Here is a 13996-nt window from a genome sequence, read left to right on the forward strand (position 1 = left end):
GTCACGTAAATCCGTGCGACGGGGTGGGCTGAGCACCGGTGGGCATGGGGCCCCGCCGGGATGGGCATACGGGACCAATGGTCCGCGCCCCGTTCCGAGCCAAGCCGACCTGGCCGTTGCCCTGGCCGCTGACCGGGCTGCAACGCCACTACCGCTCGCGTCACCCCGACCCCACCAGCACCCTCGTGCACACCCCGCACCCCTACGCACGGGTGCTCGGCCTCGCCGCGGTGGTCCTCGTCGGCGCCTGGCTCGGCCTGCTGATCGTCGGCAGCGTCCGTACGCCGGTCGGCCCGATGGACACCACCATGACGCTGCGCGCGTCCACCGCCGGCGGCACGAAGATCAACGTCTCCCCGCTGGGCGCCCTCGAACTCAACACCCACATCGCCCCCCTACGCCTGGACGTGGACGTCGACCAGCTGGACCCGGTCCGCTCCCAGGCCCTGGTCGAGCACCCCGAACGCCTCTCCGGCCTCCAGGAAGAGATCACCCAGGACGTGGCCGACGGCACGACCGACCTGGCCGTACGTTCCTGCGTCGCCGTCGTGTCGGGCGCCACCGCCCTGGGGCTCGCCGTCTACCGGCGCCCGCGCCGCGCCCTGGCGGCGGGCGGCCTCGCGCTCGCCCTGCTGACGGCGTCGGGCATCAGCGCGTACGCAACCTGGAACCCGAAGTCGGTCCTGGAGCCCAAGTTCTCCGGGCTCCTGTCCTCCGCGCCCTCCCTGGTTGGCAACGCGCGCAGCATCGTCAGCGAGTTCGACGTCTACCAGAAGGAGCTGGCGCGCCTGGTCACCAATGTGACGAAGCTGTACGACGCCACTTCGACCCTCCCGACCTACCGGCCCGACCCGGCCACGATGCGCGTGCTGCACGTCTCGGACATCCACCTGAACCCGGCCTCGTGGCACATCATCGGCTCGCTCGTCGAGCAGTACGACATCGACGTGATCATCGACTCCGGCGACACCATGGACCACGGGACCGCCGCCGAGAACGGATTCCTGGACCCGATCCCCGACCTCGGCGCTCCGTACGTCTGGGTCCGCGGCAACCACGATTCGCTCGCCACCCAGCGCTACCTCGAAGGCATGGGGGACGACGTACACGTCCTGGACGAGGGCAAGGCGGTCACGGTCGCGGGGCTCAGGGTGGCGGGCACGGGTGATCCGCAGTTCACGCCGGACCGCTCGGTCGAGGCGCAGGGCGACCCGGCGGAACGAATGGCGGGCATCCGCCTCGCCTCGGCCCTGCGCGACCAGCGGCGCGCCGGCACGCCCGTCGACATCGCGGTGGCGCACAACCCGGTCGCGGCCCGCGAAACGGACGGCACGGTTCCGCTCGTCCTGGCCGGACACGTCCACAACCGCAAGAACGAGGTCCTCGACCACGGCACCCGCCTCAAGATCGAGGGCTCGACGGGCGGCGGCGGGCTGCGGGCGCTGCAGAACGACGAGCCCGAGAAGGTCCGTACGTCGGTCCTCTATCTGGACCGTACGACCAAGCGGCTGCAGGCGTGGGACGAGGTCACCCTGGGCGGCCTGGGCCTCACAACGGCCGAGGTCAGCCGCCACCTCCCGGAGGAGAACAGGCCCGGAGCGACCCCTTCGCCTATTCGGTTTGGCTGACACCGAAACGCCGTAGTAGAGTCTCCGACGTGCCTAAGGGCGCCGGTCAGGGCTTGACCGTTCTGAGACCCCAGAGGTTGAAGAAGAAGCGGAACCTCTTGAGGGGAAGCGGAGTCACATGCTTCTCACGTCTCCTCCTCTGGGGGGCGACAGACGCAGAAGCAGCAACACTAGCTGTTTTGCCCTCATCGTCTAGTGGCCCAGGACGCCGCCCTTTCAAGGCGGTAGCACGGGTTCGAATCCCGTTGGGGGCACGCACAACTGTGTGCGAGACTTGTCTCGCACCACGCTTGGTCCTGTGGAGCAGTTTGGAGTGCTCGCCACCCTGTCAAGGTGGAGGCCGCGGGTTCAAATCCCGTCAGGACCGCTGCGGATCGCGAGATCCGAGTGGCTGGGTAGCTCAGTTGGTACGAGCGATCGCCTGAAAAGCGATAGGTCGCCGGTTCGATCCCGGCCCCAGCCACCACTTCGAAGGCCCCCGCCCACTGGACGGGGGCCTTTCGCGTTATCCCTCCTCGGTCGGTGCCTGGCGGCGGCGCCAGGCCCGCACGGCGAGCGTCGCTCCCGCCACGGCCACCACGCCGGTCAGCAGCACCGCGTCCGGCACCGACTCCCCGAGCCCGCTCACCCACTCCTCGACGGCGAACGAGTCGTCCACGTCCAGCAGGCCGGGCAGAGCGGTCGTCCCGTCGAATACGAGGAAGAGCGCGCCCAGCGTGATGAAGAAGAGCCCGGACAGCAGCGACGTGGTGTGCAGCTCGAAGCGCCCGGCCTTGAACGCCCGCCCCCGCAGCCACTGCCGCTTCCCCAGCTCGAACCGTTCCCAGAGCAGCGCGAGCAGGAACAGCGGCACGGCCATGCCCAACGCGTAGACGGCCAGCAGCAGTCCGCCGTACGCCGGGCTGCCGCTCACGGCCGCGACCGTGAGGACGCTGCCGAGGATGGGACCCGCGCAGAACCCCGCCAGGCCGTAGACGGCCCCCAGGGCGTACACCGAGGCCGCCGTCGTCGGCCGGATCCGCCCGGAGAGGGCGGCGATACGGCGTGAGGCGAAGCCTCTGCCGAGGATCTGCGCGACGCCGAGCGCGATGATCAGCCAGCCGCCGGCCAGGACGAGCTGGTCGCGGTGCCCGTAGAAGAGCCGCCCGGCGTACGAGCCGGCCGCGCCCAGCGGCACGAGGGTGGTGGCCAGTCCGGCGTAGAAGATGCCGGTCCTGGCCATCAGGCGTGACGCCGAGTCGATGGAGTACGCGAAGAAGGCCGGGAGGAGGAGTGCGCTGCACGGGCTGAGCAGGGCCAGCAGCCCACCGAGGAAGGCGGCGAGATACCCGATGTCCGCGCTCACTCGGCGGCCTTCGCTGCCTTCTCTGCCTTTGCCGCCGCCTCGATGGCCGTGGTGAAGGTCTCCGCGGGCTGCGCGCCGGCGATCGGCCGGCCGTTGACGAGGAAGGACGGCGTGGAGGTCGCGCCCAGTTGGTACGCCTCCTCCTGGTCCTTCTTCACGGCCTTCACGGCGGCTTCGCTGCCGGTGTCCCGGGTGAAGCGGGCGAGGTCCTTGACCCCGGCCTCCTCGGCCAGCGCCTTCAGCCGGGCGTCGCCGAAGCCCTTCTCCTTGGCGCCGTCGGCGTACGCGGCCGCGTGGAACTGCCAGAAGCGGCCCTGCTGCCCGGCCGCCCATGCTCCGCGGGCCGCCGCGTCCGACTCCTCGCCGAAGATCGGGAAGTTGCGCCATTCGATGCGCAGGGTGCCGTTGTCGACGTACTTCTTCACGAGGCCGGGCTCGGTGTCGCGGGCGAACTTTCCGCAGTAGCCGCACTTGAAATCGGCGTACTCGATGAGGACGACGGGCGCGTCCGCCCTGCCCTGCGCGAGCGCGTCCTTGGCGTCGCGCCGGGCGAGCTTCGCCAGCTCGGGGTAGACGCCGGCCTGCGGATCGGCGGAGACCTCGTCGGTGGAGACGGCGGTGCGGCTCTCGCCGGGCGGCTTGGTGGCGGTGTACGAGACGACGCCGAGCAGGACGGCTGCGGCGGCGACGGCCGCGCCTATGGCGACGGGCTTGGAGCGGGAACGGGAGGAGGTCATGGGTGTTCGGTACTCCTGGATGGAATGCGGGAGGTGGAAGTGGGCCGGCGGTGGGGCGGGGCATTTGTCCCCCACCCGCCCCTTCGCGAACCGGCGCTCCGCCCCGGACACGCCCGGAGGGCGTCTTTGTGGTCCGGGGGCTGGGGCTTGCCCCAGTTCGGGAAGGGGGGTGGGGAACCAAGCCCGCCGCAAGCGGCGGCCTACACCCGCAGGATCGAGAGATCCATCGGCGTCGGTGGGGCCACCGGCGGTGGCCAGTGGTCAGGGGCGAGATCCGGGACCACGGCGTCGGCGCCCCAGGAGCCGGCCCCGGCCCTGGCGTCGTACAGAGCGGGCAGCAGCTCGTACGCCGCCCCACCCCGTCCCGGCGCCGCGGGAACGCTCCCCACGCCGTCCCCGTGCCGCTCACTGCAACCGGGCTCCCGCTCTTCGGGGGAGGGAAAAGCACCCGGCGCCACAACCGCCCCAGCCTCCACCGGAGCCCCCGCGGCAGGCGCGCCACCGGCCCCCGTGTCCGTACACATCAGCAGCACAGCCACCGCGAGCAGCATCCCCAGCAGCGCACTCACGGTCGCCGCACCGCGGCACCTTCGGCCGGCCTGAAGCCTGACCTGGGGCCTGACCTGCGGCCTGACCTGGGGCATTGGCTGTGGATCTCCTGTCCGGGGGCGTCTTGTAGAGCGTAAAGGCTCCCGCGCACCCGCCCCGCGGAAATCGGTTCGCCAGTCGCAAGCGGCGGGTGAGATCCTGAATCAGGTATGTCTACTTCCTTCGCCGACCTCCAGACCGTGCTCGGAGGGCTGCCGCTCCGCGACGCCCACCGGCTCGGCCGCCGTCTCGACGGCGCCCGTCGCATCCGCAAGCCCGACGCCCGCCAGGCCGTACTGGACGACATCGCCGCCGAGGCGGAGAAGTCCGCCGCCCGCCTGGCGCAGCGTGCTGCCCGGATGCCCGAGATCACGTATCCGGAGTCACTGCCGGTCAGCCAGCGCAAGGACGACATCGCGGAGGCGATACGCGACCACCAGGTCGTGATCGTCGCAGGCGAGACCGGCTCCGGCAAAACCACCCAGATCCCCAAGATCTGCATGGAGCTCGGCCGCGGCGTAAAGGGCATGATCGGCCACACCCAGCCCCGCCGCATCGCCGCCCGCACCGTCGCGGAACGCATCGCGGACGAGCTGAAGACCCCGCTCGGTGAGGCGGTCGGCTGGAAGGTCCGGTTCACCGACCAGGTCAACCCGGACGCCACCTTCGTCAAGCTCATGACGGACGGCATCCTGCTCGCCGAGATTCAGACGGACCGCGACCTGCGCGCGTACGACACGATCATCATCGACGAGGCCCACGAGCGGTCGCTCAACATCGACTTCCTCCTCGGCTACCTCGCCCAGCTGCTCCCCAAGCGCCCGGACCTCAAGGTCGTCATCACCTCGGCGACCATCGACCCCGAGCGCTTCTCCCGCCACTTCGGTGACGCGCCGATCGTCGAGGTCAGCGGCCGTACGTACCCCGTCGAGGTCCGGTACCGCCCCCTCCTCGAAGACGACAGCGACGACTCCGACCGCGATCAGATCACCGCGATCGCCGACGCCGTCGACGAGCTCCAGGCCGAAGGGCCGGGCGACGTCCTCGTCTTCCTCTCCGGCGAGCGTGAGATCCGCGACACAGCCGACGCGCTCAACAAGAAGAACCTCCGCCACACCGAGGTCCTCCCCCTCTACGCCCGCCTGTCGCACGCCGAGCAGCACCGCGTCTTCCAGCGCCACACCGGCCGCCGCATCGTCCTGGCCACCAACGTCGCCGAGACGTCGCTCACGGTCCCCGGCATCAAGTACGTGATCGACCCGGGCACCGCCCGCATCTCCCGGTACAGCCACCGCACCAAGGTCCAGCGCCTGCCGATCGAACGGATCAGCCAGGCCAGCGCCAACCAGCGCAAGGGCCGTTGCGGCCGTACGTCCGACGGCATCTGCATCCGGCTGTACGACGAGGACGACTTCCTCACCCGTCCCGAGTTCACGGACGCCGAGATTCTGCGTACGAATCTGGCCTCCGTCATCCTCCAGATGACCGCCGCCGGTCTCGGCGAGATCGAGAAGTTCCCGTTCATCGACCCGCCGGACCACCGCAACATCCGCGACGGCGTCCAGCTCCTCCAGGAGCTCGGCGCGCTGGATCCGACCGAGAAGGATCCCAAGAAGCGGCTCACCGAGCAGGGGCGCAAGCTCGCCCAGCTGCCCGTCGACCCCCGGCTGGCCCGCATGGTCCTGGAGGCCGACAAGAACGGCTGCGTACGCGAAGTAATGGTGATCGCCTCCGCGCTCTCCATCCAGGACCCGCGCGAGCGGCCCTCCGAGAGGCAGCAGCAGGCCGACCAGCAGCACGCCCGCTTCAAGGACGAGACCTCCGACTTCCTCGCCTTCCTCAACCTCTGGCGGTACGTCCGCGAGCAGCAGAAGGAGCGCGGCTCCTCCAGCTTCCGCCGGATGTGCAAGTCGGAGTATCTGAACTTTCTGCGCATTCGCGAGTGGCAGGACATCTACACCCAGCTGCGCTCCGTCGCGAAGCAGATGGGCATACACGTCAACGAGGACGACGCACCGGAGCTGTCCGTGCATCAGTCCCTCCTCGCCGGCCTGCTGTCCCACATCGGGCTGAAGGACACCGAGAAGAACGAGTACCTCGGTGCCCGCAGCGCCAAGTTCGCGATCTTCCCCGGCTCGGCGCTGTTCAAGAAGCAGCCCCGCTTCATCATGTCCGCCGAGCTGGTCGAAACGTCACGGCTGTGGGCGCGGGTCAACGCGAAGATCGAGCCGGAGTGGATCGAGCCGCTCGCCCAGCATCTCCTCAAGCGCACGTACAGCGAGCCGCACTGGGAGAAGGACCAGGCGGCCGTCATGGCGTACGAGCGGGTCACGCTGTACGGCGTCCCGATCGTCGCCCAGCGCAAGGTGAACTACGGCCGGATCGACCCGGAGACGAGCCGCGACCTTTTCATTCGCAACGCACTGGTCGAAGGTGACTGGCGTACGCACCACAAGTTCTACGCGGACAACCGCAAGCTCCTCACCGAGGTCGAGGAGCTGGAGCACCGCGCCCGCCGCCGCGACATCCTCGTGGACGACGAGACGCTCTTCGACTTCTACGACCGCCGCATCCCCGAACACGTCGTCTCCGGCGCGCACTTCGACTCGTGGTGGAAGCACAAGAAGCACGAAGAGCCCGAACTTCTCGACTTCGAGCGCGAGATGCTCATCAACGAGAAGGCCGGGGCCGTCACGAAGGACGACTATCCGGACAGCTGGCGGCAGGGGAAGCTCAAGTTCCGGGTGACGTACCAGTTCGAGCCGGGCGCGGACGCGGACGGCGTGACCGTCCACATCCCGCTCCAGGTGCTCAATCAGGTCACCTCCGAGGGCTTCGACTGGCAGATCCCCGGCCTGCGCCAGGAAGTAGTCACCGAGCTGATCCGCTCCCTGCCGAAGCCGATCCGCCGGCATTACGTCCCGGCGCCGGACTACGCCCGCAAGTTCCTCGACCGGGCGGTGCCCCTGCAGGAGCCGCTGCCGCTCACGCTCGCGCGCGAGCTGAAGCGCATGGTCGGCGTCCCGGTTGATGCCGACGACTTCGATCTCTCGCGCATTCCGGACCACCTGAAGATTACGTTCCGGATCGTCGACGAGCGCCGCAGGAACCTCGCCGAGGACAAGGACCTGGAGGCGCTGCGGCTGAAGCTGCGCCCCAAGGCCCGTCAGGCGCTCTCCAAGGCCGCCGCGGCGACCGCGGGACCATCGGGCGAGTCCATCGAACGTACGGGCCTCACGGACTGGACCATCGGCACGCTCAGCCGCGTCTTCGAGACGAGGAGAGCCGGGCAGCCGGTCCGGGCCTACCCGGCCCTCGTCGACCAGGGCGAGAGTGTCGCGGTGCGGCTCTTCGACACGGAGGCCGAGCAGCAGCAGGCGATGTGGCGGGGCACGCGCCGGCTCATCCTGCTCAACATCCCGGTGAATCCGGCGAAGTTCGCCTCCGACAGGCTCAGCAATCAGGCCAAACTGGCCCTTTCGCGCAATCCGCACGGCTCGATCCAGGCCCTCTTCGAGGACTGCGCGACCGCTGCCGCCGACAAGCTGATCGCGGACCACGGCGGCCCGGCCTGGGACGAGGAATCGTTCCGGAAGCTGTACGACAAGGTCCGCGCCGACCTCGTGGACGCGACCGTACGCACGGTGAACCAGGTCCAGCAGATCCTGGCCGCCTGGCAGGCGTGCGAGCGCCGCCTGAAGGCCACGAACAGCCTGACCCTGGTCAACAACGTCGCCGACGTACGCGACCAGCTGGCGGCCCTTGTGCCTGCCGGGTTCGTCACGAAGACGGGGCTGCGCCGGCTGCCCGACCTGATGCGCTATCTCCTCGCCGTCGACCGCAGACTCCAGCAGATGCCCACGGCCGTCCAGCGCGACACCACGCGCATGGAGAAGGTCCACGAGATGCAGGACGAGTACGCCTGGCTGCTGGAGCAGCTGCCGCGGGGCAGGCCCGTGCCGCAGGAAGTCCTGGACATCCGCTGGATGATCGAGGAGCTGAGGGTGAGCTACTTCGCGCACGCCCTCGGGACGCCCCAGCCGGTCTCGGACAAGCGGATCGTGAAGGCGATCGACGCGGCGGCGCCGTAACTCCTCCGTCGCCTTGAGTGAGTTCGCCCGCACCCCCTGACCTGCTGTACAGTCTGTCTTCGCAGCGCCACGCAGTACGGCAAAGCGAAGCAAGGTCCTGTGGAGCAGTTTGGAGTGCTCGCCACCCTGTCAAGGTGGAGGCCGCGGGTTCAAATCCCGTCAGGACCGCATGGACACGAAGGCCCGCATCCCTGGATGCGGGCCTTCGTGCTTTCCGCTGCGGATCACGCCCCGGGGCACCACCGGAGGCCGCGCCCGCGGCCAGAGGCCGCGATCAGATGCAGCAAATCCCGTCAGGACCGCACCGAATGAAGTACAGAAGGCCCGGATCCGTAAGGATCCGGGCCTTCTTGCGTCTTGACTGCGCCATCTGCCACCGGTACCCAGGCATCAGGGCATCGGGGGCCCGCACCGGGGAGGTGACGCAATGGCGGCATCCACTGCCAGGCACGAGACGCGCGCACTGCTACGCGCCCATCTGGCGGCCTCGACGGGCTATCGCCACCTCACTCGGCACTGCCCCATCTGCCACCGGCTCCTGCGGCTGGCCATGGAGCCGGAACCGGGCGAGCCCGTCGGGGAAGTCGAGCCCACCGACCAGACTGCCGAGGGCGCTGCGGACGCCGAGGACAACGGTTCCCCGGCTCCGTGATCCCCTATCGCTGGTAGGCCCCGAATAAACAAGAGTTGAGCCCTGTGACGGGTGTCACCGCACGAGTTTTGGAAACTGGTGCACTTACACCCTCCCTACAACCGCTCAATTTAATATGTGCAATTGCACGTCTGTGAAGGGGTCGCCCAAAGCCCCCCGAAAGGCCGGCCGACCGCAGGTCAGAGCGGTCGGCGGGCACTCCGGCGCGGGCACAAAAAAGATCGCGCTGGACCCGGCGGAGTCCAGCGCGATCAACGACGCACCCGTCTTGCATGGATGTGGCGCCTGTTGGGGCAGACGCCTGTCGTGTGGTGCTCAGGTGGGCGTCCGAGTTGGGGGACCCGGAGGAATGCCCGATTAAGCGGGGTTATGCGGTTGTTCAGGCCTCGCTGCGCTGCTGCGGAATACCCGCAAGCAGTGCGCGGACCTCTGCCTCGCGGTAACGCCGGTGTCCACCAAGAGTGCGGATGGACGTGAGCTTGCCTGCCTTGGCCCAGCGCGTGACCGTCTTCGGGTCCACGCGGAACATCGTGGCAACCTCAGCCGGGGTCAGCAGCGGCTCGGCGTCAGGGGTGCGAGCGGTCATGAGCGGCCTCCTCGGGAGAACCGAACCATCACGGTTCTTTCCTCTAAATTCTGCACCTTGACCCGCGTTGCCCGAAATGGCGGACGCGGGCCGAGTCGGTTATAGGACGAACGGCTTGTCCTCGGCACTACAACTACACCATCCGTCCAGCCACGTCGGCCAAACCGATGGAATTGCCCTCCCAGGTGTTCATCAGCGACGAAGCCGATGGACCATGCCATAGCGGACAGTCACGTCACAGTGACGATCAGTCACAGAGCGATCAGGAGCCACCAGACCCCTCATAGCGCGCATTACAGAGCTATTCTGCCCGTAGGTGGACAGAAGGAGCCCTCGCCGGACTCCTTGTCCTATTTTGGCATGAGGGTGGGCGATGGGCGCAAGAGCCCGCTTAGTGCTGTCCGTCACGCTTGAGGCAAAGGCCCGGATCAGGACCTACGTCCCGGCGCGCCGGAGCCGCCGATCATCACCCGGCCGCCCTCAGTTCGCGAACTGGCGCTCGCGCACTACCCGCCACCGCTCCGTGAGCCGTCCGTACGCCTCCCCAGCCGCCGCGGCGTCCCCGGCCTTCAGCGCCGCGATCCCCCCGGCCACGTCCGCCGCCGAGACGTCCTCGGCCAGATGCTCCTCGGGAAGTACGAGCGCCAGGCCGCCGTAATCGAGCTCAACCAGTGAACGGGGGTGGAATTCCTCCAGCCAGCGCCCCACATCCACCAGGCCGTCGACGAGCGGCTGCCCGGCCTCCTCGTCGAGGTTCTCCCGCAGCGCCTTCAGCGCCCGCGCCACCCGCCGCCGCGCCTGGGCCATGGGCGTCCGGTAGCGCAGTACGGCCGCCGCCTCCCCCTCGGCCTTCGCGTACTCCCGCTCCTCGCCCCCGAAGAGCACGAACCAGCGCACCGGCACGTGCCACACCGAGCTCCTGATCCACGGGCGCGCGTCCGGGTTGCGTTCCAGCCACCGCTCGAAGTCCGCGGCCGCCTGCCGGCGCACGAGTGGCGGCAGCGCCGCGTCCAGCAGCGGCTCCGGGAAGAGCTCGGGCAGCTCCTCGAGCGCCAGCCAGCCGCGCAGCCTGGTCCGCCAGGGACAAACGCACACCACCCCGTCCACCTCGGTCACGAACGCGTCGCCGCTCTCGTGGACCGGAACCGGGACGGGCGGGGTGGGCAGCAAGTCCGCCAGGGAACGCCTCAGTTCGTCCTGCGCGGTGGGCAGCCGCTCGCGCTTCGCGTACTGCGTCCAGTGGCCGCGTTCCGGCTCGGGGAAGGCGGCCAGCGGCTCGTACACCCGCAGACAGGAGACGTACGGGACGATCACCGATGACTCCTGGGCCACGCCTGCTCCTCACTCGGACCGGAGAAAACCTGAAAGAACCGGATAGGAAACCGGAGAGAAATCGTCCCACGCGTACTCCGCCAGGGGGTGATCCTCAGCACTGCCGCACGCCCGCGGCCCGCCAGGTCTTACTCTCTTGCTCATCAGCCCTCCCCACCCGCAGGAGGGCAAAGCCGCCTCGTACTTGGGAGTCACCACCGTGACCGACGCAACCGACGGCGTCCTGCACACCCTGTTCCGATCGGAACAGGGCGGCCACGAGCAAGTCGTGCTGTGCCAGGACCGTGCCTCCGGCCTCAAGGCCGTCATCGCCATCCACTCGACCGCCCTGGGCCCGGCCCTCGGCGGCACGCGCTTCTACCCGTACGCGAGCGAGGAAGAGGCAGTCGCCGACGCGCTGAACCTCGCGCGCGGCATGTCGTACAAGAACGCCATGGCCGGGCTCGACCACGGCGGCGGCAAGGCCGTGATCATCGGTGATCCCGAGACGCTCAAGAGCGAGGAACTGCTCCTCGCGTACGGCCGGTTCGTGGACTCCCTCGGCGGACGTTACGTGACCGCCTGCGACGTCGGCACGTACGTCGCCGACATGGACGTCGTCGCCCGCGAGACCCGCTGGGCGACCGGCCGCTCCCCCGAGAACGGCGGCGCCGGCGACTCCTCCGTGCTGACCGCCTTCGGCGTCTTCCAGGGCATGCGGGCCTCGGCCCAGCACCTGTGGGGCGACCCGACCCTGCGCGGCCGCAAGGTCGGCATCGCGGGCGTCGGCAAGGTCGGCCACCACCTCGTCGAGCACCTCCTGGAGGACGGCGCCGAGGTCGTGATCACGGACGTACGGGAGGAGTCGGTACGCCGCATCACCGACCGTCACCAGAACGTCACCGTCGCCCGGGACACCGAGGCGCTGATCCGCGTCGAGGGTCTCGACATCTACGCCCCGTGCGCGCTCGGCGGCGCGCTCAACGACACCAGCGTCCCGGTGCTCACGGCGAAGGTGGTGTGCGGCGCGGCCAACAACCAGCTCGCCCACCCGGGCGTCGAGAAGGACCTCGCGGACCGCGGGATCCTCTACGCGCCCGACTACGTGGTGAACGCCGGCGGCGTGATCCAGGTCGCCGACGAGCTGCGCGGCTTCGACTTCGACCGGTGCAAGGTGAAGGCCGCGAAGATCTTCGACACCACGCTGGCGATATTCGCACGTGCGAAGACGGACGGCATTCCGCCAGCCGCGGCGGCCGACAGGATCGCCGAGCAGAGGATGGCCGAGGCACGCCGGAGCTGACCCGCGGGAGGGCCGGCCCGCCGTCGGTGTGACATTGGTGGGACATGACGAGACATGACTCACCCCCGTCGGCGGGTCGACCCTCAAGAAGAGGTTAAAATCGCAGTTGACCAGCGAGGACGGGGCTCCTCGAAGGTTCTGTGCCGAGGCGTTGCGTGCGGGCGGCGTACCGTATGGCCGCGGAAGCAGGTACCGTTGATGCCCTACGGACCGGTCTCTCCAAGGGGAGCCCGTTCCGAACCATGAACGCGTGTCAAGACTCTGGGGCCGTCGAGCCCCGTCACCGAGGGGGTCGAGCCATGGGGCGCGGCCGGGCAAAGGCCAAGCAGACTAAGGTCGCCCGCCAGCTGAAGTACAGCAGCGGCGGGACTGACCTGTCGCGTCTGGCCAACGAGCTGGGCGCTTCGACGACTTCGCAACAGCCGCCTAATGGCGAGCCGTTCGAGGACGACGACGAGGAAGACGACCCGTACGCACAGTACGCGGCTCAGTACAACGATGACGAGGACGAAGACTCGACCGAAGAGTCCGGTCCTTCGGCCCATCGTCGCGGCGCTTGACGTCCGTACACCTCGAACAGGCATCACACACGTAACCCGGTCTGGGGCTTCGGCACCGGACCGGGTTCTGTGCTGCCACCGGCGACTACTTGGCGTAGTCACCCGTAAGCGTCGCGCCCGTGGTGTGGCCGCCGCGCTCAGTGATCTCTCCGGCGACCCAGGCGTCCACGCCGCGGTCGGCGAGAGTCTCCAGGGTCACGTTCACCGACTCCTCGGGGACGACGGCCATCATGCCGACACCCATGTTGAGGGTCTTTTCGAGTTCGAGGCGCTCGACCTGCCCCGCCTTGCCGACCAGGTCGAAGACCGCGCCGGGGGTCCAGGTGGAGCGGTCGACCGTGGCGTGCAGGGCGTCCGGGATCACACGGGCCAGGTTGTTCGCAAGGCCGCCACCCGTGATGTGGCTGAAAGCGTGCACCTCGGCGGTGCGGGTGAGGGCCAGGCAGTCGAGCGAGTAGATCTTGGTGGGCTCCAGGAGCTCCTCGCCGAGCGTACGGCCGAACTCCTCGACCTCGCGGTCCAGCGACCAGCCGGCGCGGTCGAAGACCACGTGGCGCACGAGTGAGTACCCGTTCGAGTGAAGACCGGAGGACGCCATGGCGATCACCGCGTCACCCTTACGGATACGGTCCGCGCCCAGCAGCCGGTCGTACTCCACCACGCCCGTACCGGCGCCCGCGACATCGAAGTCGTCCTCGCCCAGCAGACCGGGGTGCTCGGCCGTCTCGCCGCCGACCAGGGCGCAGCCCGCGAGGACACAGCCCTCGGCGATGCCCTTGACGATGGCCGCGACACGCTCGGGGTGCACCTTGCCGACACAGATGTAGTCGGTCATGAACAGCGGCTCGGCGCCGCAGACGACCAGGTCGTCGACGACCATGCCGACGAGGTCGTGGCCGATCGTGTCGTACACGCCCATCTTGCGGGCGAGGTCGACCTTCGTACCGACACCGTCGGTGGCGGAGGCGAGGACCGGACGCTCGTAGCGCTTGAGGGCGGAGGCGTCGAAGAGACCAGCGAAGCCGCCGAGACCGCCGAGACCCGTGACCTCGGGGCGCTGCGTCTTCTTCACCCACTCCTTCATGAGCTCTACGGCGCGGTCGCCTGCTTCGATGTCGACGCCCGCGGCTGCGTAGCTGGCACCAGTGCCCGCGTGCGGAGCACGCCCAGAAGATTCAGCAGACATTGCTGGGAA

The 13996-nt window shown here is 68.9% G+C and carries 11 protein-coding genes and 4 tRNA genes; 9 read left to right on the forward strand and 6 right to left on the reverse strand.

Translation table 11 applies throughout. The features are described 5' to 3' along the window. The first annotated feature begins 77 nt into the window (after positions 1-77). The 4 genes from J7E89_RS14970 (at position 78) to J7E89_RS14985 (ending at position 2094) form a co-directional block, all read left to right on the forward strand. Complete coding sequence (locus tag J7E89_RS14970) at positions 78-1628, forward strand: metallophosphoesterase (RefSeq protein WP_214973725.1); 1551 nt, start codon at positions 78-80, stop codon at positions 1626-1628. A gap of 181 nt (positions 1629-1809) precedes the next feature. Continuing rightward, positions 1810-1882: transfer RNA gene (locus tag J7E89_RS14975), tRNA-Glu, on the forward strand. 38 nt (positions 1883-1920) lie between these two features. Beyond that, positions 1921-1995, forward strand: a tRNA-Asp gene (locus tag J7E89_RS14980). A 22-nt stretch (positions 1996-2017) separates the two neighbouring features. Further along, positions 2018-2094: transfer RNA gene (locus J7E89_RS14985), tRNA-Phe, on the forward strand. A 39-nt stretch (positions 2095-2133) separates the two neighbouring features. On the opposite strand, the gene J7E89_RS14990 is transcribed toward J7E89_RS14985, so the two are convergent. From J7E89_RS14990 to J7E89_RS15000, 3 genes are all read right to left on the reverse strand, one after another. Beyond that, the gene (locus J7E89_RS14990; protein WP_214973727.1) at positions 2134-2973 is read right to left on the reverse strand and encodes a cytochrome c biogenesis CcdA family protein; all 840 of its coding nucleotides are present in this window, start codon (positions 2971-2973) and stop codon (positions 2134-2136) included. Beyond that, the gene (locus J7E89_RS14995; RefSeq protein ID WP_214973729.1) at positions 2970-3710 is read right to left on the reverse strand and encodes a thioredoxin domain-containing protein; all 741 of its coding nucleotides are present in this window, start codon (positions 3708-3710) and stop codon (positions 2970-2972) included. Before J7E89_RS14995 ends, J7E89_RS14990 begins: the two co-directional genes overlap by 4 nt. Positions 3711-3910: 200 nt before the next feature. Continuing rightward, complete coding sequence (locus J7E89_RS15000; protein ID WP_214973731.1) at positions 3911-4279, reverse strand: hypothetical protein; 369 nt, start codon at positions 4277-4279, stop codon at positions 3911-3913. Positions 4280-4468: 189 nt separating this feature from the next. Between J7E89_RS15000 and hrpA the strand changes: the two genes are divergently transcribed. From hrpA to J7E89_RS15015, 3 genes are all read left to right on the forward strand, one after another. Then, positions 4469-8389 carry an ATP-dependent RNA helicase HrpA gene (hrpA, locus tag J7E89_RS15005; protein ID WP_214973733.1) on the forward strand — a complete coding sequence of 1307 codons (3921 nt, stop codon included), beginning with the start codon at positions 4469-4471 and terminating at the stop codon, positions 8387-8389. A 93-nt stretch (positions 8390-8482) separates the two neighbouring features. Beyond that, positions 8483-8557 (forward strand) — tRNA-Asp (locus J7E89_RS15010). Positions 8558-8816: 259 nt separating this feature from the next. Next, positions 8817-9041 carry a DUF6274 family protein gene (locus J7E89_RS15015; RefSeq protein ID WP_214973735.1) on the forward strand — a complete coding sequence of 75 codons (225 nt, stop codon included), beginning with the start codon at positions 8817-8819 and terminating at the stop codon, positions 9039-9041. A 379-nt stretch (positions 9042-9420) separates the two neighbouring features. Here J7E89_RS15015 and bldC read toward each other — a convergent pair whose 3' ends face one another. Continuing rightward, positions 9421-9627 carry a developmental transcriptional regulator BldC gene (bldC, locus tag J7E89_RS15020; protein WP_003949541.1) on the reverse strand — a complete coding sequence of 69 codons (207 nt, stop codon included), beginning with the start codon at positions 9625-9627 and terminating at the stop codon, positions 9421-9423. A 480-nt stretch (positions 9628-10107) separates the two neighbouring features. Then, the gene (locus J7E89_RS15025) at positions 10108-10959 is read right to left on the reverse strand and encodes a hypothetical protein (RefSeq protein ID WP_214973737.1); all 852 of its coding nucleotides are present in this window, start codon (positions 10957-10959) and stop codon (positions 10108-10110) included. Positions 10960-11158: 199 nt separating this feature from the next. Here J7E89_RS15025 and J7E89_RS15030 point away from each other — a divergent pair, with 199 nt between their 5' ends. Together J7E89_RS15030 and J7E89_RS15035 are read left to right on the forward strand one after the other, a co-directional pair. Further along, positions 11159-12241, forward strand: a complete 1083-nt coding sequence (locus J7E89_RS15030; RefSeq protein ID WP_214973739.1) for a Glu/Leu/Phe/Val dehydrogenase dimerization domain-containing protein — start codon at positions 11159-11161, stop codon at positions 12239-12241. Positions 12242-12540: 299 nt separating this feature from the next. Next, complete coding sequence (locus tag J7E89_RS15035) at positions 12541-12801, forward strand: DUF3073 domain-containing protein (protein ID WP_069928096.1); 261 nt, start codon at positions 12541-12543, stop codon at positions 12799-12801. 85 nt (positions 12802-12886) lie between these two features. Here J7E89_RS15035 and purM read toward each other — a convergent pair whose 3' ends face one another. Next, positions 12887-13987, reverse strand: coding sequence for a phosphoribosylformylglycinamidine cyclo-ligase (gene purM, locus J7E89_RS15040; RefSeq protein ID WP_214973741.1), 1101 nt, complete (start codon positions 13985-13987; stop codon positions 12887-12889). Between the last annotated feature and the right edge of the window lie 9 nt (positions 13988-13996).

It is taken from the genome of Streptomyces sp. ISL-100 (assembly GCF_018614615.1).
Classification (GTDB): domain Bacteria; phylum Actinomycetota; class Actinomycetes; order Streptomycetales; family Streptomycetaceae; genus Streptomyces.

Excerpts from the sequence above, each read along its gene's own strand:
- hrpA (WP_214973733.1), top strand. The coding sequence starts at position 4,469 with ATGTCTACTTCCTTCGCCGACCTCCAGACCGTGCTCGGAGGGCTGCCG.
- bldC (WP_003949541.1), bottom strand. The coding sequence starts at position 9,627 with ATGACCGCTCGCACCCCTGACGCCGAGCCGCTGCTGACCCCGGCTGAG.
- J7E89_RS14995 (WP_214973729.1), bottom strand. The coding sequence starts at position 3,710 with ATGACCTCCTCCCGTTCCCGCTCCAAGCCCGTCGCCATAGGCGCGGCC.
- J7E89_RS14970 (WP_214973725.1), top strand. The coding sequence starts at position 78 with ATGGTCCGCGCCCCGTTCCGAGCCAAGCCGACCTGGCCGTTGCCCTGG.
- J7E89_RS15035 (WP_069928096.1), top strand. The coding sequence starts at position 12,541 with ATGGGGCGCGGCCGGGCAAAGGCCAAGCAGACTAAGGTCGCCCGCCAG.
- J7E89_RS15015 (WP_214973735.1), top strand. The coding sequence starts at position 8,817 with ATGGCGGCATCCACTGCCAGGCACGAGACGCGCGCACTGCTACGCGCC.
- purM (WP_214973741.1), bottom strand. The coding sequence starts at position 13,987 with ATGTCTGCTGAATCTTCTGGGCGTGCTCCGCACGCGGGCACTGGTGCC.